23 protein-coding genes and 1 other RNA gene are annotated in these 26,516 nt (G+C 67.9%); 18 read left to right on the forward strand and 6 right to left on the reverse strand.

Annotation, left to right across the window (positions count from 1 at the left end; genetic code table 11):
- Window positions 1-10 precede the first annotated feature (10 nt).
- From rnpB to lpxC, 18 genes are all read left to right on the forward strand, one after another.
- An RNA gene (gene rnpB, locus DRB17_RS13475) (RNase P RNA component class A) lies at window positions 11-427 on the forward strand.
- Between the two features lie 502 nt (window positions 428-929).
- Window positions 930-1,397 carry a division/cell wall cluster transcriptional repressor MraZ gene (gene mraZ, locus DRB17_RS13480; protein ID WP_114582744.1) on the forward strand — a complete coding sequence of 156 codons (468 nt, stop codon included), beginning with the start codon at window positions 930-932 and terminating at the stop codon, window positions 1,395-1,397.
- Window positions 1,397-2,401 carry a 16S rRNA (cytosine(1402)-N(4))-methyltransferase RsmH gene (gene rsmH, locus DRB17_RS13485; protein WP_114582745.1) on the forward strand — a complete coding sequence of 335 codons (1,005 nt, stop codon included), beginning with the start codon at window positions 1,397-1,399 and terminating at the stop codon, window positions 2,399-2,401. Before mraZ ends, rsmH begins: the two co-directional genes overlap by 1 nt.
- Entirely contained in the window at window positions 2,398-2,811 is a 414-nt protein-coding gene (gene ftsL, locus DRB17_RS13490) for a cell division protein FtsL (RefSeq protein WP_114582746.1), read from the forward strand. The genes rsmH and ftsL overlap by 4 nt, the downstream gene beginning before the upstream one ends.
- Window positions 2,808-4,577, forward strand: coding sequence for a peptidoglycan D,D-transpeptidase FtsI family protein (locus tag DRB17_RS13495; RefSeq protein ID WP_114582747.1), 1,770 nt, complete (start codon window positions 2,808-2,810; stop codon window positions 4,575-4,577). Before ftsL ends, DRB17_RS13495 begins: the two co-directional genes overlap by 4 nt.
- A gap of 25 nt (window positions 4,578-4,602) precedes the next feature.
- Window positions 4,603-6,048, forward strand: coding sequence for a UDP-N-acetylmuramoyl-L-alanyl-D-glutamate--2,6-diaminopimelate ligase (locus tag DRB17_RS13500; protein ID WP_241503838.1), 1,446 nt, complete (start codon window positions 4,603-4,605; stop codon window positions 6,046-6,048).
- Complete coding sequence (locus tag DRB17_RS13505) at window positions 6,045-7,472, forward strand: UDP-N-acetylmuramoylalanyl-D-glutamyl-2,6-diaminopimelate--D-alanyl-D-alanine ligase (RefSeq protein WP_114582749.1); 1,428 nt, start codon at window positions 6,045-6,047, stop codon at window positions 7,470-7,472. The genes DRB17_RS13500 and DRB17_RS13505 overlap by 4 nt, the downstream gene beginning before the upstream one ends.
- 10 nt (window positions 7,473-7,482) lie before the next feature.
- On the forward strand, window positions 7,483-8,571 hold the full coding sequence (gene mraY / locus DRB17_RS13510) for a phospho-N-acetylmuramoyl-pentapeptide-transferase (protein ID WP_114582750.1): 1,089 nt from the start codon (window positions 7,483-7,485) through the stop codon (window positions 8,569-8,571).
- Between the two features lie 7 nt (window positions 8,572-8,578).
- Window positions 8,579-9,994 (forward strand): UDP-N-acetylmuramoyl-L-alanine--D-glutamate ligase, encoded by a 1,416-nt coding sequence (gene murD, locus DRB17_RS13515; RefSeq protein ID WP_114582751.1) that lies wholly within the window; start codon window positions 8,579-8,581, stop codon window positions 9,992-9,994.
- Window positions 9,991-11,115, forward strand: coding sequence for an FtsW/RodA/SpoVE family cell cycle protein (locus DRB17_RS13520; RefSeq protein WP_114582752.1), 1,125 nt, complete (start codon window positions 9,991-9,993; stop codon window positions 11,113-11,115). The genes murD and DRB17_RS13520 overlap by 4 nt, the downstream gene beginning before the upstream one ends.
- Entirely contained in the window at window positions 11,112-12,284 is a 1,173-nt protein-coding gene (murG, locus tag DRB17_RS13525) for an undecaprenyldiphospho-muramoylpentapeptide beta-N-acetylglucosaminyltransferase (RefSeq protein ID WP_114582753.1), read from the forward strand. The genes DRB17_RS13520 and murG overlap by 4 nt, the downstream gene beginning before the upstream one ends.
- Complete coding sequence (gene murC / locus DRB17_RS13530) at window positions 12,281-13,726, forward strand: UDP-N-acetylmuramate--L-alanine ligase (RefSeq protein ID WP_114582754.1); 1,446 nt, start codon at window positions 12,281-12,283, stop codon at window positions 13,724-13,726. Before murG ends, murC begins: the two co-directional genes overlap by 4 nt.
- Complete coding sequence (gene murB / locus DRB17_RS13535) at window positions 13,726-14,676, forward strand: UDP-N-acetylmuramate dehydrogenase (protein ID WP_421778843.1); 951 nt, start codon at window positions 13,726-13,728, stop codon at window positions 14,674-14,676. The genes murC and murB overlap by 1 nt, the downstream gene beginning before the upstream one ends.
- Window positions 14,673-15,593 (forward strand): D-alanine--D-alanine ligase, encoded by a 921-nt coding sequence (locus tag DRB17_RS13540; protein ID WP_114582756.1) that lies wholly within the window; start codon window positions 14,673-14,675, stop codon window positions 15,591-15,593. Before murB ends, DRB17_RS13540 begins: the two co-directional genes overlap by 4 nt.
- Window positions 15,581-16,450 carry a cell division protein FtsQ/DivIB gene (locus DRB17_RS13545; protein ID WP_114582757.1) on the forward strand — a complete coding sequence of 290 codons (870 nt, stop codon included), beginning with the start codon at window positions 15,581-15,583 and terminating at the stop codon, window positions 16,448-16,450. The genes DRB17_RS13540 and DRB17_RS13545 overlap by 13 nt, the downstream gene beginning before the upstream one ends.
- Before the next feature lie 38 nt (window positions 16,451-16,488).
- Entirely contained in the window at window positions 16,489-17,760 is a 1,272-nt protein-coding gene (ftsA, locus tag DRB17_RS13550; protein WP_114582758.1) for a cell division protein FtsA, read from the forward strand.
- 112 nt (window positions 17,761-17,872) lie between these two features.
- Entirely contained in the window at window positions 17,873-19,612 is a 1,740-nt protein-coding gene (gene ftsZ, locus DRB17_RS13555; protein ID WP_114582759.1) for a cell division protein FtsZ, read from the forward strand.
- 381 nt (window positions 19,613-19,993) lie between these two features.
- Window positions 19,994-21,010: a UDP-3-O-acyl-N-acetylglucosamine deacetylase gene (gene lpxC, locus DRB17_RS13560; RefSeq protein ID WP_114582813.1), complete on the forward strand. Its 1,017-nt coding sequence runs from the start codon at window positions 19,994-19,996 to the stop codon at window positions 21,008-21,010.
- 25 nt (window positions 21,011-21,035) lie between these two features.
- Here the strand turns inward: lpxC and DRB17_RS13565 are convergent, their stop codons facing one another.
- The 6 genes from DRB17_RS13565 to DRB17_RS13590 form a co-directional block, all read right to left on the reverse strand.
- Entirely contained in the window at window positions 21,036-21,701 is a 666-nt protein-coding gene (locus DRB17_RS13565; RefSeq protein WP_114582760.1) for a gamma-glutamyl-gamma-aminobutyrate hydrolase family protein, read from the reverse strand.
- Window positions 21,698-22,693 carry an amidoligase family protein gene (locus tag DRB17_RS13570; protein WP_114582761.1) on the reverse strand — a complete coding sequence of 332 codons (996 nt, stop codon included), beginning with the start codon at window positions 22,691-22,693 and terminating at the stop codon, window positions 21,698-21,700. The genes DRB17_RS13565 and DRB17_RS13570 overlap by 4 nt, the downstream gene beginning before the upstream one ends.
- Window positions 22,694-22,812: 119 nt before the next feature.
- Window positions 22,813-23,709 carry a glycine betaine ABC transporter substrate-binding protein gene (locus DRB17_RS13575; protein ID WP_114582762.1) on the reverse strand — a complete coding sequence of 299 codons (897 nt, stop codon included), beginning with the start codon at window positions 23,707-23,709 and terminating at the stop codon, window positions 22,813-22,815.
- Window positions 23,710-23,779: 70 nt separating this feature from the next.
- Window positions 23,780-24,508 carry an ABC transporter permease gene (locus tag DRB17_RS13580; protein ID WP_114582763.1) on the reverse strand — a complete coding sequence of 243 codons (729 nt, stop codon included), beginning with the start codon at window positions 24,506-24,508 and terminating at the stop codon, window positions 23,780-23,782.
- On the reverse strand, window positions 24,508-25,638 hold the full coding sequence (locus tag DRB17_RS13585; protein WP_114582764.1) for an ABC transporter ATP-binding protein: 1,131 nt from the start codon (window positions 25,636-25,638) through the stop codon (window positions 24,508-24,510). The genes DRB17_RS13580 and DRB17_RS13585 overlap by 1 nt, the downstream gene beginning before the upstream one ends.
- A gap of 24 nt (window positions 25,639-25,662) precedes the next feature.
- Complete coding sequence (locus tag DRB17_RS13590; protein WP_114582765.1) at window positions 25,663-26,310, reverse strand: ABC transporter permease; 648 nt, start codon at window positions 26,308-26,310, stop codon at window positions 25,663-25,665.
- Between the last annotated feature and the right edge of the window lie 206 nt (window positions 26,311-26,516).

Consider the following 26,516-nt stretch of genomic DNA (forward strand, 5'->3'; position numbering starts at 1 on the left):
TAGAAGTCAGCCAGACGGCCGGATGGCCGCTCCCGGTCCTCGATGGACCGGGGGAGGAAAGTCCGGGCTCCACGGAAGCACGGTGCCGGGTAACGCCCGGCGGGGGCGACCCCAGGGAAAGTGCCACAGAAAGCAAACCGCCCGGCCGCGCCCAAGCGTTCTCGCCTGGGCGGCTCGCGGCCAGGGTAAGGGTGAAAGGGTGCGGTAAGAGCGCACCGCGGCCCCGGCGACGGGGACGGCACGGTAAACCCCACCGGGAGCAAGACCATGTAGGGGCGGCACGCCGGCGGTTACGCCGGCAAGCGGGCTTCCGCGCCGCCGCCCGGGTCGGTCGCGCGAGGCGTCCGGTAACGGACGTCCCAGAGGAATGGCCATCGCCCGCCCGCAAAGGCGGGTACAGAACCCGGCTTACAGGCCGTCTGGCTCTTTATCTTCTCCCCGTCTCACGTAAGTTTTCAAGTATTCGGCCGGCCTTTACGTTGGCAAGTGGACGAGTCTGAACTAAAGGTTCGGTGCATTCCAAACCGGGACAAGGGCGGCACATTCCCGGTTTTTCACGCAACGGCATGACTTTCCCTGTCCGGGAATGCGGGAAAGAGCCGCGCTTGCGGTCGGCGGCCCCTGCCGCCCACCCGTACAGCGTTCATGACCGAGAACGTTAAGAGAACACAGTTAATCCAATGCATGAACTGTGACCCGGCGACGGAGATAAAATACCGTGGCTGGCAAGTGACGAAATCGACACAGGGATGATCCGAAGATTGACAACAAACGTCTTGATCTTAACCCGTTTTTTACTTGTTCCCGGCATTGACACCCATAGAACCCCATGCTATCCCATGATATCCCATGCCAAGGCAGGGAAGCCCAACGGAAACCAGGTGGGCGGCACGGGATAACAGGGACACACCCGGTCGGGGGACAGTCCGGTGGCAGTCTTCATCGGCACATTCGAGAACAAGGTCGACCGCAAGGGGCGCGTCTCGGTGCCGGCTGCCTTCCGCAAGGCCGTGGACGGCCAGTCGTTCAACGGCGTCGTCGTTTTCCCGTCCTACCGCGCCCCCGCGCTCGAGGCCTGCGGCATGGAGCTGATGGAGCAACTGGGCGAGCGCATGGGCGAGTTCGATCTCTTCTCCGAGGACCACGAGGACCTGGCAACGACGATCTTCGCCGACTCCCAGCAGCTGGGCTTCGACGACGGCGGGCGTATCATGCTGCCCGGCGAGTTCATGGAGCATGCCGGCATCGGCGAGCGCGCGGCCTTCGTCGGCAAGGGCCGGATGTTCCAGATCTGGGAGCCCGACGCGCTGGCCCGCGAGAAGGAGGCTGCCCGCCAGCGGGCCCGCGAGCGCAAGCTGACCCTGCCGCTGAAGGCCGGCGGCAAGGAGGAGGCCTGATGACCGCCGCCAGCCATAACCCCACGCAGCCAGGCGGCCACGTTCCGGTGATGCTGGAACAGGTGCTGGAAGCACTGGCCCCACGCGACGGCGGCATCTACGTCGACGCCACCTTCGGCGTGGGCGGCTACAGCGAGGCCATCCTGAACGCCGCCGACTGCCGCGTATGGGGCATCGACCGCGATCCTGCGGCCGTCGCGCGCGGCGCCGGGATGGCGCGGCGCCACGCCGGCCGCCTGCAGGTGGTGGAAGGCCGCTTCGGCGATCTCGACAGCACCCTGGCGGCACACGATGCCCTGCCCGTCGACGGGATCGCCTTCGACCTCGGCGTTTCCTCGCCGCAGCTCGACGAGGCGGAGCGCGGCTTCTCCTTCCGCTTCGACAGCCCGCTCGATATGCGCATGGGCCGCGACGGTCCCACCGCCGCCGATGTCGTCAACGACCTGGACGAGCGCGAGCTTGCCGGCATCATCCGCGACTTCGGCGAGGAGAAGAAGGCGCGCCGGGTGGCCCACGCCATCGTCGAGGCCCGCGCCAAAGAACCGATCACCCGCACCGGGGCGCTGGCCGAGGTGGTTCGTGGCGCGGTCGGCCGGGGCAAGTCGAAAACCCAGGACATCGACCCAGCGACCCGCACCTTCCAGGCGCTGCGCATCTACGTGAACGACGAGATCGGCGAGATCGAGCGCGGACTTCGCGCGGCCGAGCGCGCGCTGAAACCGGGCGGCCGGCTGGCCGTCGTCGCCTTCCACTCGCTGGAGGACCGCGCCGTCAAGCAGTTCCTGCGTACGCGCAGCGGCGACGTGCCGCGCGCCTCGCGCCACAGCCCGCTGCCGGAAGCCGGCGGGCAGCCCGCGCCCACCTTCCGGGTGCTCCACCGCCAGGCCCGCAAGCCGGACGCGGACGAGGTGGCGAACAACCCTCGCGCCCGCTCGGCCCGCCTGCGCGCGGCGGAGCGGACCGATGCCCCGGCATGGGCGCATGCGACAGGAGGTCGGGCATGATTCGGGTGAGTCTCGTGATTTGGCTGATCGTCGCCGCCGCCGTGGCGGTCGGGCTCTATCAGGTGAAGTACGAGGTGCAGCGCCTGGAGGAAGAACTCGGCGTTGTCCAGAGCAACATCCAGGAAAACCGTGAGGCGCTGCACGTCCTGGAAGCGGAGTGGAGCTACCTGAACCGGCCCGCGCGCCTGTCGCGTCTGGCCAAGGAGCACCTGGACCTGCAGCCGTTGCAGCCGAAGCAGGTGGCCCACGTCCAGCAGCTTCCGCCGCGCATTACCGAGCCCGAGAACGCCCGCGCCGACGGGGAGTGGCCAAGTCTTGACGGCGTGCCGGTTCCCCGGCGCCGGCCCTGGTCGCTACAACCGCAAATCGCCAGCGGCGCCACGCTCGCCAGCACGGGAGACCGGCCATGACGGAGCAAGTCCGGGCCTGCCGTCCCTGCCAGCCGCAGGACATCGACCGCCGCGCCGCGGCACGGCGCCGTTTCCTGTGTATGGACGGTCACCGCAAGGAGGCGCTGGAGACCGGCCGCACGCGCCTTCTGGTGGCGGGTGTCGTTTTCGCCTTCGTCTTCGCGGTGATCGGCCTGCGCATCCTAGATCTGGCGGCGCTGAGCGGCGCGCCCTCGCACGTCGCCGCGCGCCATCCCGACGGCGCGCCGCATGCGGCGCAGCGCGCCGACATCGTCGACCGCAACGGCAATATCCTGGCGACGACCCTGCCGGTGCCTTCGCTCTACGCCAACCCTCGCGAGGTGGCGCATCCGAAGGACGCGGCGGAACGACTGAGCCGCGTCCTGCCGGACGTCTCGCCGGGTGAACTGGCGGCGCGGCTGTCCAGCGACCGCGCGTTCATCTGGCTGAAGCGCGGCCTCAGCCCGCGTCAGCAATACCGCGTGAACCGCCTGGGCATTCCGGGCCTGTACTTCCGCGAGGAGGAGCGGCGCTTCTACCCGCAGGGCGATCTGACCGCGCATGTCGTCGGCTTTACCGACATCGACAACAAGGGCCTGGCCGGGATCGAGCAGTCCTTCGACGAGGTGCTGGCCGGCCAGCATCGCTCGCTGCGCCTGTCGCTGGACCTGCGCGTGCAGCACATCCTCACCGAGGAGCTGTCGAAGGCGATGGCCGAGTTCCGCGCCATCGGCGCCGCCGGCGTGGTGATGGACGCACGCACCGGCGAGCTTGTGGCGATGGCCTCCCTGCCCAGCTTCAACCCCGCCAATCCGGGGGCGGCCGACTCGGAGGCGCGCTTCAACCGCGCGACGTTGGGCCTCTACGAGATGGGCTCGGTCTTCAAGATCTTCACCACGGCTTCGGTCCTCGAAAGCGGGGCGGTGCGGATCGGAGACCGCTTCGACGTCTCCAAGCCGATCCGGGCGGCGCGCTTTACCATCCGCGACTACAAGCCCAAGGACGGCAAGCTGACGGTGCCGGAAATCTTCATGTATTCCAGCAACATCGGCACCGTCCACATGGCCATGGAGGCGGGCACGGAGGTGCAGCAGAACACGCTCGCCGCCCTGGGCCTGACGACGCCGGCCAGCGTCGAGCTGCCCGAGGTCGGCACGCCGATGCTCCCCTCGCCGTGGCGCGAAATCAACACGATGACGATCTCCTATGGTCACGGCCTTGCCGTCAATCCGGTGCAGCTCACCTCCGCCGTCGCCGCGACCGTCAATGGCGGCGTGCTGCACCAGCCGACGCTGCTGACCCGCGACGAGGCCGAAGCCGAGGCCAGCGGCAAGCGCGTGTTCTCGGCATCCACCTCGGGGCGGATGCGCCAGCTCATGCGGCTGACGGTGGAGTACGGCACCGGCGGCAAGGCCGATGCCGAGGGCTACCTGGTGGGCGGCAAGACCGGCACGGCGGACAAGCTGCGCGGCGGGCGCTACGCGCGCGACGCCCGCATCGCCTCGTTCGTGGGCGCGTTCCCGATGGACGATCCGCGCTATGTGGTCTTCGCCATGGTGGACGAGCCGAAGGGTCACAAGGGGACCTTCGGTTTCGCCACCGGCGGCTGGGTCGCGGCTCCCGTGGTGCGCGAGGTGATTTCCCGCGCCGGCCCGCTGCTGGGCGTGGAGCCCCGCGACAACGTCGTGGTGCCCGAAAAGGAGGAGCATCCGCTGCTGGTCAAGGTCGGCGCGGTGAAGAAGGACGTAAGGGTTGCGGCTCGCTGAACTGGTCGAAGGAACGACGGCACGCATGACAACGCTGGAGACGGCGCGGGACATCGAGATTCGCGGCATCACCGCCGACAGCCGGCAGGTGAGCGAGGGTGTCCTGTTCGCCGCCATCCCCGGCACGCGTGCCGACGGCCGCGACTTCATCCCCGACGCCCTCAAGCGCGGCGCGGCCGCCGTTCTGGCACCCACCGGCACCCGGCTTCCCGAAGGCACCAGCGCGGCCGCGCTGGTCACCGACGACAACCCGCGCCGCGCGCTGAGCCTGATGGCCGCGCACTTCCACGGCGCGCAGCCGGCCTTCATCGCCGCCGTCACCGGCACCAACGGTAAGACCTCGGTCGCCGCGTTCTGCCGCCAGCTCTGGGCCGGGACAGGCGAGAAAGCGGCCAGCCTGGGCACGATGGGGCTGGTGCCCGAGGTGGCGGACAATCCCGGTAAGCTGACCACGCCGGACCCGGTCGCGCTGCACCGCTGCCTCGCGCAACTGGCGGAACAGGGCTACGACCGCCTGGCAATCGAGGCATCAAGCCACGGCCTGCACCAGTACCGGCTGGATGGCCTGAAGGTGCGCGCGGCGGCGTTCACCAACCTGTCGCTGGACCACCTGGACTACCACGGCGACATGGCGAGCTATCTGGGAGCCAAGCGCCGCCTCTTCGCCGACCTTCTGGAAACCGGCGGCACCGCCGTCCTGAACGCCGACGCGCCGGAGTCCGCGACGCTTGCGGAAACCTGCGGCGCACGCGGCATTACCGCCTGGCAGTATGGCGAGCATGACGGCAGCGACATCCAGCTGGCGAAGCGCGAGCCGGAGCTGACCGGCCAGCGCCTGACGCTTTCCGTTTTCGGCGCGACCTACCGCGTGCGCCTGCCGCTGGTCGGCCGGTTCCAGGCAATGAACGCCCTGGCCGCGCTGGGGCTCGTGCTGGCAAGCGGTATGGACCGCGAGGCCGCCATCGCCGGCCTGGAATCACTCGAGGGGGCGCCTGGGCGCCTGCAACGCGTCGCCGAGACGCCGGTGGGCGCCCAGGTCTTCGTCGACTACGCCCATACGCCGGACGCCCTGCAGACCGTGCTGGAAGCCCTACGCCCGCACGTCGCGGGACGGCTGATCGTCGTCTTCGGCTGCGGCGGCGACCGCGACCGGGGCAAGCGGCCGGTCATGGGCGGAACTGCCGCGCGGCTAGCCGACAAGGCAATCGTGACCGACGACAATCCACGCAGCGAAGACCCTGCTGCCATCCGCCGAGAGATTCTCGAGTCGTCGCCGGGGGCGGTGGAGGTCGGCGATCGGGGGGCCGCCATCGATGGCGCGATCGCCGACCTCGCCGCCGGGGACGTCCTCTTGATTGCCGGAAAAGGCCACGAAACCGGCCAAATTGTGGGCGAGACCATCCTGCCATTCGACGATGCCGAGCGCGCCCGCGCGGCCATCGCACAAATCAAGGCAGGTGGTGACGCATGACCGAGCAACGCGTATGGACATCCGATGCCGCCGCCGCGGCCACGGGAGGACGGAACACGGTCCCCTGGGCGGCGGACGGCGTGTCCATCGATACCCGCACGCTGCACAAGGGCGACCTTTTCGTCGCCCTGAAAGGCCCGAACCACGACGGCCATCGCTTTATTCCCGATGCCCTCGCCGCCGGCGCGGCGGCCGTGGTAGCGGAGCGGCTGCCCGAAGGCACGCCCGAAAACCCGCCGGCGCTGCTGGTGGAGGATACGCAGGCCGCGCTGGAGGCGCTGGGCCGCGCCGCCCGCGCGCGTAGCCGGGCCCGCGTCGTCGCCGTCACCGGCAGCGTCGGCAAGACCGGTACCAAGGAAGTCCTGCGCCAATGCCTCGCCGTGCAGGGCAAGACCCACGCATCCGTCGGCAGCCTCAACAACCACTGGGGTGTACCGCTCTCTCTCGCCCGGCTGCCGGCGGACGCGGACTACGCGGTGTTCGAACTGGGCATGAACCACCCCGGCGAAATCACGCCCCTGGCCCGTATGGTCCGCCCGGACGTCGCGGTGATCACCACGATCGCCGCCGCGCACACCGCGTTCTTCGGCTCGCTCGACGATATCGCCAAGGCCAAGGCCGAGATCTTCCAGGGCGTGACGCCCGGCGGCGCCGCGGTGCTGCCGCGCGACAACCCCTATTTCAATCGCCTGGCCGAGATGGCGCTCAATGCCGGCGTGGCGCGGATCGTCGGCTTCGGCGACGACGTGGAGGCCGACGCGCGGCTTCTGGATTTCTCCCTGCATGCCCGCTGCAGCGCCGTCACCGCCGAGATCAAGGGGGAGACTTACGATTATTGCCTGTCCCTGCCGGGCGCGCACTGGGTCACCAACTCCATCGCCGTCCTGGCGGCGGTGGCGGCGCTGGGCGCCGATGTCGGCAAGGCGGCGGGCGAGATGGCGCACCTGCGGCCCGTGGCCGGCCGGGGCGAGCGGCACGACATACGCCTGCCCGACGGTACGGTCGAGGTGATCGACGACAGCTACAACGCGAACCCCGCCTCGATGCGCGCGTCGATCTCGGTGCTCGGACAGGGCCGGCAGGATGGCGGCCGGCTGATCGCCGTCCTGGGCGACATGCTGGAGCTTGGCGCGGATTCGGCTACCTGTCACAGCGAGCTGCTGTACCCGCTGAACGAAGCGGGCGTTGACCTGATCTTCACCTGCGGCGAAGAGATGGCCGCGTTGGATGCCGTTCTTCCACTCGGCATCCGCGGCGGCCACGCGGCGACGGCGGCGGAGCTTGCGCCGGCCGTGACGGAAGCGGTGCGGGCCGGCGACACGGTGCTGGTCAAGGGCTCCGCCGGGGTGAAAACGGGGCGGATCGTGCAGGCCCTCCTGGCGATGGACCGGGACGACCTGCCCAAGGCCGCGAACGGGGAATAGGGGGAAGGCGATGCTGCACAACCTCCTGACCCCGCTATCTGACGAGTTCATTTTCTTCAACCTGTTCCGCTACCTGACGTTTCGTTCGGGCGCGGCGGTGATGACCGCGCTGCTCATCTCTTTCGTGCTGGGACCGCCGGTCATCGCCTGGCTGCGCAAGAAGCAGCGCGAGGGCCAGCCGATCCGCGAGGACGGGCCGGAGGGACATCTGCTGAGCAAGAAGGGCACGCCGACGATGGGCGGCGTGCTGATCCTGCTGGCCCTGTCGATCTCGACGCTGTTGTGGGCAGACCTGACGAACGGTTTCGTCTGGGTGGTGATGTTCATCACCCTGGGCTTCGGCGCCGTGGGCTTCGCCGACGACTACCTGAAGCTGACCCGCCGCAGCCATCACGGCGTGCCCAGCCGCCTGCGCCTGGGCGTCGAGATCCTGATCTCGCTGGTGGCCGCATTCTGGGTCATTCACCTGACGTCGCCGGAACTGGAGACGGCGCTTGCCGTGCCGGTGTTCAAGGACCTGCTGATCGACATCGGCTGGGCCTTCCTGGCCGTTGCGGTCTTCGTCATCGTCGGCAGCTCGAACGCCGTGAACCTGACCGACGGGCTGGATGGGCTGGCTATCGTGCCGGTCATGATCGCCGCCGGCTGCTTCGCGCTGATCGCCTATCTGGTCGGCAACACGGTGTTCTCGGAGTACCTGCAGATCCACTACGTGCAGGGCACCGGCGAGCTTGCGGTGATCTGCGCCGGGCTGGTCGGCGCCAGCCTGGGCTTCCTGTGGTTCAACGCGCCGCCGGCGATGGTGTTCATGGGCGATACCGGCTCGCTGTCGTGCGGCGGCGCGCTGGGCGGCGTCGCCGTCATCACCAAGCACGAGCTGGTTTTGGCTATCATCGGCGGCCTGTTCGTGCTGGAGACGGTTTCCGTCATTGTCCAGGTCCTCTCGTTCAAGCTGACGGGCAAGCGCGTCTTCCGCATGGCGCCGCTGCACCATCACTTCGAGAAGAAGGGCTGGCGCGAAGAGACCATCGTCGTCCGTTTCTGGATCATCGCCGCGATCCTGGCGCTGATCGGCCTGTCCACGCTGAAGCTGAGGTGAGGGCGAGATGATTCCGCTTAGCTTCATGAACGGACTGGTCGTCGCGGTACTGGGACTTGGCCGCTCGGGCAAGAGTGCGGCGAAGGCGCTGATGGCGAGCGAGGCCGAGGTTTGGGCCTGGGACGACAACGAGGACCGCCGCGCCGAGGCCCGCGCCGAGGGCATCCCGCTGGTCGACCTCAACAATATCGACTGGCGCGAGCCGGTGAGCCTGATCCTCTCCCCCGGCATCCCGCACGAGCGGCCGCAACCGCATCCCATCGCGGCGAAGGCGCGCGAGGCGGGCTGCGAGATCATTGGCGACATCGAGTTGCTGGGCCGGGCGATGCCCGACGCCAGCTTCATCGGCATCACCGGCACCAACGGCAAGTCCACGACGACCTCGCTGATCGGCCACATCCTGGCGCTGTCCGGACGCGAGGCGCAGCTCGGCGGCAATATCGGCAAGCCGGTGCTGGAATTCTCGCCGGTGGAGCCCGGCCACTACTACGTGCTGGAGATGTCGAGCTATCAGCTTGAGCGCACGCTCTCCATCACCTTCGACGTGGCGGTGCTGCTGAACGTCTCGCCCGACCATCTGGACCGTCATGGCGATCTGGATGGCTATGTCGCCGCCAAGTGCAACATCTTCCGCCGTCAATCCGATCCCCGCTCGGCCATCGTCGGTGTAGACGACGAGCACAGCCGGCGGATTCACGACCACCTGAAGGCGACGGGCGCGCAGGTCGTCGTGCCGGTGTCCTGCCTGGGCCGGGTCGCCGGCGGCGTCGGCATCGAGGACGGCGTCCTGATCGACGACATGGACGGCCAGGCCGTCCCCGCCATCGACCTGCGGGAGGTCGCCACCCTGCCCGGCCGGCACAACTGGCAGAACGCCGCGGCGGCCTATGCCGCCTGCCGGCGCATCGGCGTTGACGCCCCGGTAATCGCGGCCTGCCTGCGCTCCTTCCCCGGTCTCGCGCACCGGCAAGAGCATGTGGCGCAGATCGGCGGCGTTGCCTTTGTAAACGATTCAAAGGCCACGAACGCCGAGGCGGCCGCCCGCGCATTGGCCTGCTACAAGCCGATTTACTGGATCGCCGGTGGCCGGGCCAAGGAAGGCGGACTGGCCGGGACGGAGGCTTACTACGGCAATGTCCGCCACGCATTCCTGATCGGCGAAGCGGCGGAGGACTTTGCCGCCAGCCTGGAAGACAAGCTGCCCGCCACGGTCTGCGGCGATCTGGAAACCGCCGTCCGCAAGGCCGCCGAGCATGCCCGCGCGGACGGTGAGGAGGGCGCGACGGTCCTGCTCTCTCCCGCCTGCGCATCCTTCGACCAGTTCGCCGACTTCGAGGAACGCGGCGACGCCTTCCGCCGCATTGTCGCGACACTGCGTGACGAGATCGAGCCCGCTGCCGGAACGGCGGGAGGTTCGTCATGATCGCCGTCGCACGCACCGACACCTCCATCCTGGGCCGCTGGTGGTGGACAGTGGATCGCTGGTCGTTGCTGGCGCTGGCGCTGCTGATGGGCTTCGGCGCCATCCTCATCCTGGCCGCCTCCCCCGCCGCCGGGGAGCGCATCGGCCTCGACGGCTTCTACCTGGCACAGCGCCAGCTTGCGTTCCTGCCACTGGGCGGGGCGGCGATCATTGCGATTTCGCTGCTTTCGCCGCTATCGATCCGGCGTCTTGCCGTGCTTGGCTACCTGGGCGGCCTGCTGCTGCTGGCCGCAACGCTGGTCGTCGGCGTGGAGATCAACGGCGCCTCGCGCTGGCTCAACATCGCAGGCCTGTCGGTACAGCCCTCGGAGTTCGTGAAACCCTGCCTCGCGGTCACCGCCGCCTGGATGTTCGCGGCGCAGCGTCGGGACGAGGGCGTGCCTGGCAACGCGATCGCGATGGCGCTGCTGGCAATTACCGTGACCGTGCTGTTGATGCAGCCGGACGTGGGGCAAAGCTTCGTCGTCACTGCCGTCTGGGGCATCCAGTTCTTCGTCGCCGGGCTGCCGATGGTCTGGGTCCTGGGGCTGGGCGCGGCGGGCATCACCGGGCTTGTCGGCGCCTACTTCCTGCTGCCGCACGTCACCGACCGGATCGACACCTTCCTGGACCCGGCCGCTGGCGACCGTTATCAGGTAAACCGCGCGCTGGAGGCATTTCAGAACGGCGGCCTGCTGGGGCGCGGTCCCGGCGAGGGCACGGTCAAGGCAACACTGCCCGACGCGCATTCCGACTTCATCTTCGCCGTCGCGGGCGAGGAGTTCGGCGCCATCGTCTGCCTGATGATCGTCGCCCTCTTCGCCTTCGTCGTGCTGCGCGGGTTCAGCCGGCTTCTGAACGAGGAGAACCTCTTTGTCCTGCTGGCCGGCACCGGCCTCCTGGCGCAGTTCGGCATGCAGGCGGCGATCAACATGGCTTCCACGCTGCATCTGATGCCGACGAAGGGCATGACGCTGCCCTTCATCAGCTATGGCGGCTCGTCGCTGCTGGCGCTGGCGCTCGGCATGGGGATGCTGCTGGGACTGACGCGGCGGCGCGTGTCGACGGGAGACGAGCTATGAGCGCGGCGCGGACCAAGCGGATCGTCCTGGCCGCCGGCGGCACCGGCGGGCACATGTTCCCGGCCCAGGCACTGGCGGCGGAGCTGCTGCAACGCGGTTACCGGCCGGTGTTGATCACGGACAAGCGCGGCGGCGGCTTCGGCCCCGAGCTGTCGGATCAGGTCGAGACCTACCGCATCGCCGCCGCCGGCTTCGCGGGCGGCGATATCATGGCGAAGGTGAAAAGCCTGCTGAGCCTCGGCATCGGCTACTTGCAGGCCCGTAGGCTCTTGAAACGCTTGCAGCCGGAGGCGGTCGTCGGCTTCGGCGGCTATGCGGCGCTGCCCACGGTGATGGCGGCGGCGCACCGCCATCTGCGGGTAATCCTCCACGAGCAGAACGCCGTCCTCGGCCGCACCAATCGCCTTCTCGCATCCAAGGCGGACATCGTCGCGACCTCGTTCCCCGAGGTGCGCGGCCTGCGCGAGGCCGACCGCGACAAGGCGGTGCTGACCGGCAACCCGGTGCGCGGCCAGATCGCCGCCCTGGGCCGCAAGCCCTACGCCGTGGCGAACGCGCACGGCCACCTGCGCTTGCTGGTCACCGGCGGCAGCCAGGGCGCGCGCGTATTCAACGATCTGGTTCCCCGGGCCGTCGCCCTGCTGCCGGAGCCCCTGCGCCGGCGCCTCATGATCAGCCAGCAGGTCCGCGGCACCGACCTTGAGGCGGTGCGTCAGGCCTACCAGGGCACGCACGTGCAGGTGGAGCTGCAATCCTTCTTCGAGGACCTGCCCGACCGGCTGAAGTCGGCGCATCTCGTCATCTGCCGCTCCGGCGCGTCCACGGTGACGGAGCTGTCGACAGCGGGCCGTCCGGCGATCCTGGTGCCCTATCCCTTCGCCGCCGACGACCACCAGACGGCGAACGCCCAGGCTTTCGCCAAGGGTGGGGGCGGCTGGGTGATGCCGCAAAGCACGCTGACTCCCGAGGCCCTGGCCGAGCGGCTGAACGAGGTGCTCTCCGACACCGCCACGCTGACGGGCGCCGCCAACGCCGCGCGCGCCTTCGGCCAGCCGGACTCGGCCGCGCGCCTGGCCGACCTCGTCACCGGCGTCCATCGCACCAACGGCGACGAAAAGGGCCACGGCCACGCCAACGGCAATCGCAACGGAAAGGAGGCCGCCGCATGAGGGCGCTGCCGCTCGACATCGGCCTCATACACTTCGTCGGCATCGGCGGCATCGGCATGTCCGGCATCGCCGAGATCCTGCACAACCTGGGCTATCAGGTGCAGGGCAGCGACATCGCCGAAAACGCCAACGTGCGCCGCCTGCGGGACCTTGGTATCGGCGTCGAGATCGGCCACCGGGCGGAGAACGTGGACGCGGCGCAGGTCGTCGTCGTGTCCTCGGCGGTGAAGAAAGACAATCCCGAGGTGCTGGCCGCGCGCGAGCGTTTCGTCCCCGTCGTCCGGCGGGCGGAGATGCTGGGCGAGCTGATGCGCCTGAAGTGGTCGGTTGCCGTCGGCGGCACGCACGGCAAGACGACGACCACCTCGATGGTCGCCTCGTTGCTGGACGGCGCCGGCTTCGACCCGACGGTGATCAACGGCGGCATCATCAACGCCTATGGCACGAACGCACGCCTGGGCGCGGGCGAATGGATGGTGGTGGAGGCGGACGAGAGCGACGGCACCTTCGTCAAGCTGCCGGCGACCATTGCCGTCGTCACCAACATCGACCCCGAGCACCTGGACTTCTACGGCTCCGTCGAGGGGCTGCATCAGGCGTTCGAGGACTTCGTCGAGAACATTCCCTTCTACGGCTTCGCGGTGCTGTGCATCGACCATCCCTCGGTGCAGGCTCTTATCGGGCGCATCATCGACCGGCGCATGATCACCTACGGTGTTAGCCCGCAGGCTGACGTCCGCGCACGCGACATCCGGCAGGCGCCCGACGGCTCGCGCTTCACTGTGGAGATCACCGATCGCTTCGACGGCAGTGTCCGGCGCATCGCCGACCTGCACCTGCCGATGCTGGGCCAGCACAACGTCATGAACGCGCTTGCCGCCATCGCGGTCGCCACCGAGATGGGCATGAGCGAGGCACAGCTTCGCGACGCCCTGACCGGCTTCACCGGCGTCAAGCGCCGCTTCACCCGTACCGGCGAGGTGGGCGGCGTCACCATCGTCGACGACTATGGCCATCACCCGGTGGAGATCTCCGCGGTGCTCGGCGCGGCGCGGGCCGGTTGCAAGGGGCGCGTGATCGCCGTGGTGCAACCGCACCGCTACTCGCGCCTGTACAGCCTGTTCGAGGACTTCTGTAGCTGCTTCAACGACGCCGACGAGGTGATCGTGGCAGATGTCTACCCCGCCGGCGAGCCGCCGATCGAAGGCGTCAACCGCGATGCCCTGGTCGCGGGCCTGCGCGCCAGGGGCCATCGCCATGTCACGCCGCTGGACAAGCCGGAGGATCTGGCCGCCATCGTGCACGACACCGCGCGGCCCGACGACTTCGTCATCTGCCTGGGCGCGGGCAGCATCACCAACTGGGCGCAGTCCCTGCCGGACGAGTTGCGGCGGCTCAGCGGCGGCGATCCCGCCCCGGCGGCCAAGGAGGCGGGCCGATGATGGCGGCCGAGCGCGTGAACGACACCCCGCTGATCGACCGCCTGCCGCCGGTGCGCGGGCGACTGACGGCGAACGCCGACCTGGCGAAGGTAACCTGGTTCCGCGTCGGCGGCCCGGCCGAGGTGCTGTTCCGCCCGGCCGACCGGGACGACCTGATCACTTTCCTGAAAGAGAAGCCGGCGGATGTGCCGGTCACCGTCCTGGGCGTCGCATCCAACCTGCTGGTGCGCGACGGCGGCGTGCCGGGCGTGGTAATCCGCCTGACCCGCGGCTTTGTCGATATCGAGCCGGACGACGAGGCGGTCGAGGCCGGTGCCGGCGCCCTGGACCTGAACGTCGCCAAGACCGCGCAGCTTGCCGGCATCGGCGGACTGGAGTTCCTGAGCGGCGTGCCCGGCACCATCGGCGGGGCGCTGCGGATGAACGCCGGCGCCTATGGCCGCGAGATCAAGGATGTCCTGCTGCGCGCGGACGCAGTCCGCCTGGACGGCACGCCGCAAAGCTTCACGGTGGACGAGCTGGGCTACAGCTACCGCCACTGCGACCTGGGAGCGGACTGGATCTTCCTGGGTGCCCGCCTGCGGGGCGAGCGGGACGCGCCGGAGGCCATCGCCGCGCGTATCGCCGAGGTGCAGCGCCAGCGCGGCGACAGCCAGCCGATCAAGACCCGCACTGGCGGCTCCACCTTCAAGAACCCGCCAGGCGAAAAGGCCTGGCAGCTCATCGACGCGGCCGGCTGCCGGGGCCTGCGCGTCGGCGGCGCTCAGGTGTCGGAGAAGCACTGCAACTTCCTGATCAACACCGGCGAGGCGACGGCCGCCGACATCGAGGCGCTTGGCGAGGAAGTGCGCCGGCGCGTGCGGGAGACCTCGGGCATCGCGCTTGAATGGGAAATCCGCCGCATCGGCATTCCGACCGGGCACGTTCCGGCCGAGGGAGGTGCGGCATGACCCGTGTCGCGGTCCTCTACGGCGGCGCCTCGGCGGAGCGGGATGTCTCGTTGAAGTCCGGCAAGGCCTGCGCGGCGGCGCTCTACGAGCGCGGCTTCGACGTCCAGCTGATCGACGTGGGCCGCGACGTGGGCGAGCTGGTGAAGGAACTGACGCCGCCGCCGGACGTGGTGTTCAACGCGCTGCACGGCCGGTTCGGCGAGGACGGCACGGTGCAGGGCGTGCTCGACCTGATGGGTATCAAGTACACGCATTCGGGCCTGCTGGCCTCGGCGCTGGCGATGGACAAGGCGATGGCGAAGAAGGTCTTCGCCCAGGCCGGCATCCGCACCGTCGAGGGCATGGTGATGACCCGCGAGGCGATTCTGGCGACGGGCGATCCGATGCCCCGGCCCTACGTGGTCAAGCCGGTGGCCGAGGGCAGCTCGGTCGGCGTGTGCATCGTGGAGGAAGGCGCAAACACCCTGCCCTTCGCCGAGGAGGACTGGCCGTTCGGCGACGAGGTCATGGTCGAGCGCTTCGTCCCGGGACGCGAACTAACCGTCGCAGTGATGGAGGACCGCGCGCTGGCCGTGACCGAGATCGCGCCCAAGGGCGGCTTCTACGACTACAAGCACAAGTACACCGGCGGCGTCACCGACCACATCATCCCCGCCCGCGTCGACCCGCAGATCTATGACGAGGCGATGCGCCTATCCGTCAAGGCGCACCGCGCGCTGGGCTGCCGCGGCGTCAGCCGGGCCGACTTCCGCTATGACGACACCGGCGGCGAACCGGGCGTGCTCTACTTGCTGGAGGTCAACACCCAGCCGGGCATGACCGACCTGTCGCTGGTGCCTGAGCAGGCAAACCATGCCGGCATCGACTTCGGCGAACTGGTCGAGTGGATGGTGCAGGAGGCGGCATGCAACGGCTGATCCCCATCCTGCGGTCCGCCAGGGCGGCAAGGGCGAACCCACGCCGCCGACAGCAGAAACGCGCGCTGCTCCGTCGCTGGGCGTGGCGTGTCGGCGTGCCGGTGCTGGCGCTGGGCGTCGTCACGGGCGCCGGGCTATGGGCGCTGCAAAGCGGCTGGCTCGGCCGGCAGGGCGAGCGCCTGCTGCACGGTGTGCATTCGGCCACCGCCGACCTCGGCCTTGCGGTCGGCGACGTACTGGTCGAGGGACGCAACCGCACCGGCCGCGCCGACGTGCTGGCCGCGCTGGGCGTCGGGCGCGGCACGCCGATCCTGGCGCTGGACGCGGCGGACGCGCGGGATCGCCTGGAGGCCCTGCCCTGGGTCGGCTCCGCCGTTGTCGAGCGCCGGCTGCCGGACATCGTCTATGTGCGCCTGGCCGAGCGGGAGCCGATGGCGATCTGGCAACTGCGTGGGCGTCTGCAAGTGATCGGCCGTGACGGCATGGCGATCCGTGGGGCCGAGCCGGGCCGCTTCTCGCACCTTCCGCTGGTCGTCGGCCCGGGCGCCCCGGAACACACACGGCGCCTGCTGGCGGCCCTGCGCGCCGAGCCGGAAATGGCGCCGCGGGTCGAAGCCGCCGTGCGGGTCGGCGAGCGGCGCTGGAATATCCGCCTGAAGAACGGCGTCGATGTCCAGTTGCCGGAAGAGAATATCACGGGCGCCTGGTCGCAGCTTGCCCGCCTGGAGCGGCGCCACCGCGTGCTCCAGCGCGACGTGCGGGTGATCGACCTGCGCCTGCCGGACCGCATGGTGGTGCGGATGGCACCCGGTGCGAAACCGTCCGAGGACACGCCCGGCCGGGGCGAAAGCGCCTGAGGCCGGGAACAGGGCAAAGGGGGGTCCGAACAATCGCCATGAGACGCGTTCTCGCCAGCAGCAAGCCCGGCATCCTGGCCGCGCTCGACATCGGGTCGAGCAAGGTGTGCTGTTTCATCGCCCGGCCCGACGATGACGGCCGTCCCCGCGTCGTGGGTATTGGCCAGCAGGCCAGCAAGGGCGTGAAATCCGGCGCGGTGGTCGATATGGACGCGGCGGAAATGGCGATCCGCAACGCCGTCGACGCCGCCGAACGCATGGCCGAGGAGACCATCGATCAGGTCATCGTCAGCCTTTCGGGCGGCCAGCCACTGTCCGCCGCGCTGGGCATCGAGGTTTCCATCGCCGGTCACGCCGTGGACGATGCGGACCTGCGCCGGGCGCTGGAGCCGCACCGGGTCACCGAGGCGCTGAACGGCCACGCCGGCCCCGGGCGCGAGATCGTGCACTCCATTGCCACCGGCTATGCCATCGACGGCACGCGCGGCATCCGGGATCCGCGCGGCATGTACGGCGATCGGCTGGGCGTGAACATGCATGTGGTCACGGCCGCCGCCGGCCCGATGCGCAACCTGCTGCACTGTGTCGAGCGCTGCCATCTGGACATCGGCGCCGTCGTCGTCTCGCCCTATGCCGCCGGCCTGGCGGCGCTGGTCGAGGACGAGACGGAACTTGGCGTGACAGTGGTGGACATGGGCGGCGGCACGACCTCCATCGCCGTCTTCGCCGAGGGGCAGGTTCTCTACACCGATGTCGTGCCCGTCGGCGGCCAGCACGTCACCAACGACATCGCCCGCGGCCTCTCCACATCGCGCGCGGACGCCGAGCGCATGAAGACGCTCTACGGCCACGCCCGCGCCAGCGAGGCGGACGAGCGCGGCACCATCGAGGTGCCCCGCGTCGGCGAGGAGAGCGAGGGCGTGACGCAGCAGGTCTCGCGCTCGCTGCTGACGGGAATCATCCAACCGCGTTTGGAGGAGACATTCGAACTGGTGCGCTCGCGCATGGAGGCGAGCGGCGCCGACAGGATCGCCGGCAGGCGCGTCGTCCTGACCGGCGGTGCCAGCCAGCTTCCGGGGATGCGCGAGCTCGCCGCCCTGGTGCTGGACAAGCAGGTGCGCGTCGGCAAGCCCGTCCATATCGGCGGTCTGGCCGAAGCCACCAACGGCCCGGCGTACGCGACCTGCGCCGGGCTCCTCACCTATGCAGCCGAGGCTGAGACGGCCGCGCCGCGCCCACCGCGGCCGGAAACGAGGGAGCCGGGCAACGTCATCGGGCGGCTCGGTCATTGGATCCGTGAACACTTCTGAGACGACCGGGACAGAGCGAACGAGCGACCGGACTTCCCGGCCGCATGGGACCATCGAGGAGGCCGGCGACGACCGGCCCACGGCAACAGCGCAAGGGCCAACGGAGGCTGATATGACCTTGAACCTGCACGCTCCGGAGACAGAGGAGCAGCTCCAGCCGCGCATCACCGTCGTTGGTGTGGGCGGCGCCGGCGGCAATGCCGTCAGCAACATGATCCAGTCCAACCTGGAAGGCGTCGAGTTTCTGGTGTGCAACACCGACGCCCAGGCGCTTCAGCAGTCCGTCTGCGAGAACCGCCTGCAGCTCGGCCGCGAACTGACGCGCGGCCTGGGCGGCGGCTCCCGCCCCGACGTGGGCCGCGCGGCGGCGGAAGAGACCATCGACGAGATCAGCGAGTTGACGACCAACAGCGACATGCTGTTCATCGCCGCCGGCATGGGCGGCGCGACCGGCACCGGCGCGGCCCCGGTGATCGCCCGCGCGGCGCGCGAGAAGGGCATCCTGACCGTCGCCGTGGTGACCAAGCCCTTCCACTTCGAGGGCGTGCACCGGATGAAGGTGGCCGAGCAGGGTATCAACGAGCTTGAGAACGAGGTCGATACCCTCATCATCATCCCCAACCAGAACCTGTTCCGCGTGGCCAACGAGAAAACCACCTTCGCCGATGCCTTCCGGATGGCCGACGAGGTGCTTTATTCCGGCGTGCGCGGGGTGACCGACCTGGTCGTCAAGCCGGGCCTCATCAACCTGGACTTCGCCGACATCCGCTCGGTGATGACGGAGATGGGCAAGGCGATGATGGGCACCGGCGAGGCGTCGGGCGAGAACCGGGCCATCGCCGCGGCCGAGGCGGCGATCTCCAACCCGCTGCTGGACGATGTCTCGATGAAGGGCGCGCGCGGCGTGCTGATCAACATCACCGGTGGGCTTGACCTGACGCTGTTCGAGGTCGACGAGGCCGCCAATCGCATCCGCGATGAGGTCGATCAGGACGCCAACATCATCTTCGGCTCCACCTTCGATCCGACGCTGGAAGGCGTCATGCGGATCTCCGTGGTCTCCACCGGCATCGACGCCGAGGAGGCCCGCAAGCCGAAGCCGGTAACGTTGTCGCTGGTGCGTGGCGAGAAGACGCGCCAGCAACCCGAGGCGGCGCAGCCCGCGGCCGAGACCGCGCATCAGCCCGAGCCGACGCCGGCCTCGGTGGCGGTCGGGGCCGCGTCCCACGGCATGAGGGAGATGGCGGAAACCACAATGGCCGCAACCGGCACTGACGGGGTGGCGCAGGAAATGGGCGGCGCAACGGTTGGCACGGCGTCGGCCGCGTCCGCACCGGCCCCGGCACAGGAAGCGGCACCGGAGTCCCAGCCGGCCGCGGAAGAGCGCGAGGACGCCTTCATCGCACCCTCGCCCGTCACCGCGCCACGCAAGCCGGAAGCGGTTGCCGGCACGGCGCCGGGGAGCGAGCAGCGGCCCGACCCCTTCCAGGCGGCGGCCGTCTCCAACGCCAGCGGCGGCCAGCAGACCGAAAGCCGCGCAAAAGCGCCGGGCGCCCGTGGTCGCGCCAGCAGCCTGTTCGCGCGCGTGACGGGAGCCGCGCGCGGCATCCAGGGAGAGCGGGAGAAGCCGCAGGAAGCTCCGCGCCGCGCGGAAGAGCCGCGTCTGTCACGCCCTGCCGCGGAACGCCCCGCGCCGGAGGCGAAGCCGCAGCCCCAGCAGCCCACGGCCCGGCGCGAGCCCACCGCGCAACAGCGGCTGACCGGCCTGGATCCGGCCGACGGCTACGATAGTCGTGGGATGGAGGAGGACCAACTCGACATCCCAGCTTTCCTGCGACGTCAGGCGAATTAGGCCCGTCACGCGGGTGCCGTAACATTGGTGGCCGGCCGGCTTCACGGCCGGCCACCAATGCCCTGATTCTTCTGATTCTTTTTTGAAATAATCCGTAACAAAGAGTGATTTGAGCCGACCGGGAGGCGCGACTACATTTTGACCCGGCAATTGCCCGATTCGCGTTGTGGTTTTCGACTTGTAAAATGGCCACTATGCAATCAGGCCCTTACCAACCGGTGCGGGTGTCGAGCACAACCGGAACCAAGGGCACGACAAGGCTTGCAGAAGAACGAGCCGTAGAAAAAGGACCAAGGTCAGAGGGGGCGAGCGCATCTGGCGGGCGTCTGGGCAACACTCGCCAGGACGGCGGCGGAACGCCGAATGACACGGGGGATCTTGATGCGTGCAACGCAGAACGCGCAACGCACAACCGCAAGCGAAGAACACCGCCAGGCGAGTGGCGCCGCGCGCAAGGCTAGCGGCCTGACACTCCGCCAGCAGACACTGAAGAACCCAATTCACTGTTCGGGTATCGGGCTGCATAGTGGCGCCAAGGTATCGATGACCCTGCACCCCCGCGAAGCGGGAGCGGGGATTGCATTCCGTCGCAGCGACCTTGCCGGCGCGCCGGAGATTGCGGCCACCTGGGAAAACGCCGTCGAAACGCCCTTGTGCACCACGCTGGTGCGCGGCGAGGTCCGGGTTGCGACGGTCGAGCACCTGATGTCGGCGCTGGCCGGCGTAGGTATCGATAACGTGCTGGTCGAGCTTGATGGCCCGGAAGTGCCGATCATGGACGGCAGCGCCGCCCCGTTCGTCTTCCTCATCGAATGCGCCGGCATCGCCGAACTGTCCGCGCCGCGCATGGCCATCCGCGTCCATCGTACCGTCGCTATCGAAGAGACACATCGCTCCGCCCGCCTGCTGCCGGCCGCACGCGGCCTTGGCATCGATTTCGAGATCGACTTCGACAGTCCCGCCGTCGCACGCCAGGACTGGTCGGTGCAGCTTTCGCGCACCGTCTACAAGCGCGATATTGCCAGGGCCCGTACATTCGGCTTCCTGCACGAGGTCGACAAGCTGCGTGAATCCGGCCTGGCGCGGGGCGGTTCGCTCGACAACGCGGTGGTCATCTCGCAGGACGGAATCCTGAACGAAGGCGGCCTGCGCTATGATGACGAGTTTGTCCGCCACAAGGTCCTGGACGCCGTGGGCGACCTCTATCTGGCCGGTGCGCCGATTATCGGCCGCTTTCAGGGCGCCCAGTCCGGCCATGCGCTGAACCTGCGTCTGGTTGCGGCACTGCTTTCCGATCCCTCGGCCTGGAGCTGGACGGAGATGAGCCAGGCCGATCTGGGCGTTGTCGAAAGCGGCGGCGCCGCTATTCCCAGCCGCGCCGTGGCGGCATCCGTCTGAGAGCCTCCCGAACCCGGCGGCAGTTTCAAACTGCCTGAACGACAGCGCGAAAAAGGTTCTGCTGCCGCCGGTCCAGGACCAGGAACTCCGGGTGCCACTGCACGCCGATGCAAAGCGGCCCCGACTCGCAATCCAGACCCTGCACGATACCGTCGCCATCGGTGGCGGCAATCTTCAGCCCCTCCCCCGTGCGATCCACCGACTGGTGGTGCAGTGCGTTCACACGGCACCTCTCAAGCCCCAGGATCTCATGCAGACGCGTGCCCGGAACGATGTCCACCCGAAGGCGCGGTAGCGGCGTTCGCCGCCTGGGCAGTTTCGGATAGACCTTATGGATATCGGCATGCAGCGTGCCGCCGCGGAAGACGTTCAGCATCTGCACCCCTCGGCAGACGCCCAGGATCGGCATACCCCGGCGCGTGGCTGCCTCCAGGTAGCGCAGCTCAAGCTCGTCCCGCTCGCTATCGATGCGCACGTCGAGGTGCAGGTCCTGATCATATAGGCGCGCGTCGATATCGTCCCCGCCGCCGACGATCAAGGCGTCCAGGCGATCCGCCGGGACCGCGTCGCCCGCGACGAGCCGAATCGCCCGTCCGCCTGCCCGCCAGACGGCACAGCGGTTGAACAGCCACATCGCCCGTCCGCCGCGCGCGGACGCCGTGATGCCGACAAGCGGCCGTCGTTCGCTCATGGGCGCAGCCAGCCCATCGCCTCTTGCGCCCAGTCGGCGAGCCAGCCCTGCTCGATATGCCGCAGGTAGGCGTCGCAGGTATCGCGAAGGCGGGTCGGGTCGGCCGCCAAGCGCTCCACCGTCTCCGCCCAGCGATTCCACTCGCCGACGATTGTCCAGCCAGGCTCGTCGATGCGGCAGTCCGGCAGGCGGTAGTGAAGCGCGGGCCGGGCCTTCAGGCGCGGATCTTCCACCTTCGCCCGAACCTGCTGTGGTGCAAGCCAGAGGAACAGCGGCAGCATGTCGAGATCGCGGTTCCGGGTGGGATTGTAGAACAGGTAATCGCCGATCAGCGTCTTCAGATCCGGCTCGTATTCGCGCCGCAGGACATGGCGCAGGTAGGCGCGCGGATAAGGTTGAATGAACGGCAGCACCCGCCGCGTCAGGTCGATACCGATCTCCCGCCGCAGCCAGTCCGCGGATACCAGATAGGCGCGCAGATAGGACAGCACAGTCCCCGCATCGAAGGCCGGCAGGTCGGGGTTCAACTGCAGGCCGAATGCATAGATCAGCGAATCGCGGCTGCCTTCGGCGCCGGCCGCGCGCAGTCGGCGGGCCAGCTCGTCCAGATGCGGCAGCTCGGCGATGGCAATCGGCGGGCACACGATCTCGGTGGGGAGGTAGAAGCGCGTGACCTCGCCGATGGCGGTGCGAAGCCCCTCCTCCAGCGCTTCGCCCAGGCGCTCGGACTCCAGCTTCACCCGCTGCTGCGGGGTCTTCGCCTCCCCGGCATGGACGTATTGGGTGTCCAACTCGACGGTGAAGGGGCCGAACGCCTCGCTCTCGACGATGTAGCGGTACTGGTCGATCTCCCGTACCTCACCGCCGAATACCGCTGCAACGACGTCGGCGGCCTCGCCGCACGCCAGGCCGCCGAACTCGATCTCCACACCCACCCGACGCGCACTGCCATCGGATGTCGTGGCGAAGTGGGGCAGAACAGGATCGGGCATAACGTCTATGAGATAGTGACGACCGCCCCCAGAGTTAATCGTCAAACCGCGACAGTTGGATAAAAAAGGGGCCGCTCGAAAAGCGGCCCCTACGGCGTATCAGTTATGCAGTCGAAGGCTTAGATCAGCCCCTCGCTTTCCAGGAAGCTGCGGGCGACGTCCTCGACGGTCTCCTTGTCGACGTCGACGCGCTGGTTAAGCTTCCGCATCACCTGGTCGTTCAGCTTCGCGGACAGCGCGTTGAGCTGCTCGCGAAGATCCGGGTTCTCTTCCAAGGTGTCCTTCCGCACGACCGGCGTCAGGGCATAGTTCGGGAAGAAGTTCTTGTTGTCGTCCAGGGTGATGAAGTCGAAGGCGGCGATCCGGCCGTCGGTGGCGAAGACAAGGCCGATGTCCACCTGACCTTCCTTCAGCGCCTGATAGATCAGGCCGCTCTGCATACGCTTCAGGTTCTCGCGCGGCCAACGGAAGTCGTAATGCTTCTGCAGGCCGGGCAAGCCATCGGGCCGGCCGGCGAACTCGCTGTTCACGGCCAGCGTGAGATCGCCCTCGTTCTCGATGCGCTCGATCATGTCGCTGATCGACTCAATGCCCAGATCGTTGGCCTGCTTTTCGCGCATCGCCAGGGCGTAAGTGTTGTTGGCATTCGACGGCTCGAGCCAGACCAGGCCCTTTTCGGCGTCCAGTTCCTTAACCTTCGCATACGCCTTGTCTGGGGACATGCTGGCCCCGCCCTCGACCTTGTTATAGACGATCAGCGAGGTGCCCACGTACTCCCAGTAGACATCGACCTGGCCGTTCTCCTGCGCGCGGCGCAACACGGTGGAGCCCATGCCGTCGCGCTTGGAGACGTCATAGCCCTGGTCCTCGAGATAGATGCCGGTCATCTCGGCCAGCAAAAGCTGCTCGGTGAAGTTCTTGCCGCCGACGGTAACCTCCGCCTTCGCCGCGCCGGCCGCGAGGCCGAAAGCGCCAACGGCAGCCACTGCAAGAGCGGCAATGCTGCGTTTCCACATGGTCCGTTCCTCCCTAGTGAGTTTGTTATGCGCCAGCCGCCGACTGGCCCGTTGCCCGGCCGGCGATACCTTACCTCAGCGGGTTCACCCCGCGTGGAATGAAGTAGAACGCTATCAACCCCAGCAGAAAATCGACCACCACGGCCATCAGCGCGGTCGGGATCGCGCCTGCCAGCATCATGCCGGTGTTGAAAAGATCGATGCCTGTGAAAATAAGCTGCCCCAGGCCCCCGCCGCCGATCAGGAACGCCAGCGGCGCGGTGCCGATGTTGATGACGACGGCCGTGCGGATGCCGGCGATCATCACATAAAGCGCGTTCGGCAGCTCGATCCGCCAAAGGATCTGGTTGTTCGTCATTCCCATGCCGCGCGCCGCCTCGTGAATGGCGGGCGGGACGTTCAGGATGCCGGCATAGGTGTTGCGAACGATCGGCAAGAGCGAATAGACCCAGAGTGCGAAGATCGCCGGCACCACGCCGATACCAAGCACGCTCATCGAGAGCGCCAGCACCGCCAATGTGGGAATTGTCTGCCCCAGGTTCACCACCTGCATGACGCTCTCTGCCGTCCCGCGCATGAACGGCCGCGTCAGGAATACGCCGAGCGGCACCCCGACACCAATGGCAAGCCCGGCGGAAACGCCGACCAGGAACAGGTGCTCCCGGCCAAGGTACTCGATATCCGGCCAGTAGTAGGCGATCTCCGGCAGCAGGCCGCTGCCCTGCGCCAGCGCGCCCAGGGCGAAGAGCCCGCCGTAGAAGGCAATCCTCCCCACTCTCCCGGTCGCCGGCAGCGCCATTACGCCGCCCCCTTCTTCTCGCCGCGCTTGCGGGAGGCGTGCAGCATCTCGGTAATGCTGCGATAGCTGATCTCGCCTACGAATTTGCCGTCATCATCCACCACCGCCAACCAGTCTGTGTTGTAGGTGAACATGCGCGACACGGCCGTGCGCAGGTCCTTGATGGACTGCACCGTGGTACGCAAGGGATGGGCGCTGTCCCCGCAACTGCCCTTGCTGTCGAGATCGCCCTGCGTCAGGACACCTTCCGGCCGGCCGTCGTCATCGAGGACCACGATATGATTGGCGCCCGCCTGCTCCACCTTCTTCGCGGCAGTGTCCAGCGTGTCGGTTGCGGACACGGTGGGCACCTCACGCTTCAGCGCCTCGGAGATCTTTATGAGGCGCATGCGCTTCAATTCGCGGTCGCCACCCACGAAATCGGCGACGAAGTCGTTCACCGGATGGGCCAACAAGTTGTCCGGCGTGCCGAACTGCACCAGCTTTCCGTCGCGGAAGATGGCGATCTTGTCTCCCATCTTTACGGCTTCGTCGATGTCGTGGCTGACGAAGAGGATTGTTTTCTTGAGGTCCGCTTGCATCTTCAGGAATTCGTCCTGAATGATCTCGCGGTTGATGGGGTCGATGGCGCCGAAGGGCTCGTCCATCAACAGCACCGGAGGATCGCCGGCCAGTCCGCGACACAAGCCCACGCGCTGCTGCTGGCCGCCTGACAGTTCTTTCGGATAGCGGCTGAGGACGCTTTGATCCAGCGCCACCATGTTGACGAGATCGGCCGCGCGCTCGTGCTGCTGCTTTTTCGACCAACCGAGCATTTTCGGCACCACGCAGATGTTCTCCTCCACCGTCATATTCGGGAAGAGGCCGATCTGCTGGATCACATAGCCGATATGCCGGCGCAGCTCGACGATGTCGTACTCGTCCGTGTCGCGCTCGTTGATGTATATCTTGCCCGAGGTACGCGGGATCAGGCGGTTCACCATCTTCAGCGTGGTGGTTTTCCCGCAGCCCGACGGCCCCAGCAGGATGCAGAGCTCGCCTTCCGGCACCTCGAAATTGACATCCTGCACGGCGCGGACTTCGCCCCGCTCGGTCTGGAAGGTCTTCTGCAGGTCTTCCACGCGAATCATTCGTCAGGCTCCGCTGAACAGCCGCTATTTGAGGCCCGCGGGCGTCAGGCGGTTCTGCACCCAAAGCAAGCCGTAGTCGGCAATGACGGCAAGGATCGAAACCGCAAGCGCGCCGGTGATCAATTGACGGGGATCGGATTGCGAGATCCCGCGCGAGATGAAGGTACCCAGCCCGCCGGCGCCGATGTAAGCAGCGATGGCCGTAATGCCGATATTGATGACGACCGCCGTGCGCACACCGGCCAGGATGACCGGAACCGCCAGCGGAATTTCCACGTCCCGCAGGCGCTGGAACGGCGTCATCCCCATGCCGCGCGCGGCCTCCCGCAGCGACGGATCGACGTTGTCAATGGCCGTGTAGGTGTTACGAATAATCGGAAGCTGCGAGTACAGGAACACCGCCACCACCGCTGGCAGCCAGCCGATGCCGTGACCGACCACCGACAGGATCGGGATCATGACGCCGAACAACGCGATCGACGGGATCGTCATGATGATGCCCGCCACGTAGAGCACGGCGTCGGCGACGCGCCGGTTCTGGGTGATCACGATTCCGATGGGTACGCCGGTGGCAATCGCGAAGCTGACGGCGACGCCAACCACCGACAGATGCTCCAGCGTCCGTTCCCAGAGCAGGTCCAGGTTGGCGAAGATGAATTGGATCGTCTCCACGTCGCCCTTTTGCTCCCCGGTCCGAGTTGCGGCCCACTTACGTCACCGCGCCGCGGCATCGCTTATTGCGTTATCTTTAAAGGTGAACGCCCCCTCTCGGCCGCCGGTTCCGACGGCCGAGAGCTAACGTGTGTTTCGTGTCCGCGTCAGGCTGTCGCAAATTCGACACTTGCTGTACACGTTTCGACTACCGGGGTCGCATGAAG

This window comes from Ferruginivarius sediminum (assembly GCF_003344765.1).
Taxonomy (GTDB): Bacteria; Pseudomonadota; Alphaproteobacteria; order Kiloniellales; family Rhodovibrionaceae; genus Ferruginivarius; species Ferruginivarius sediminum.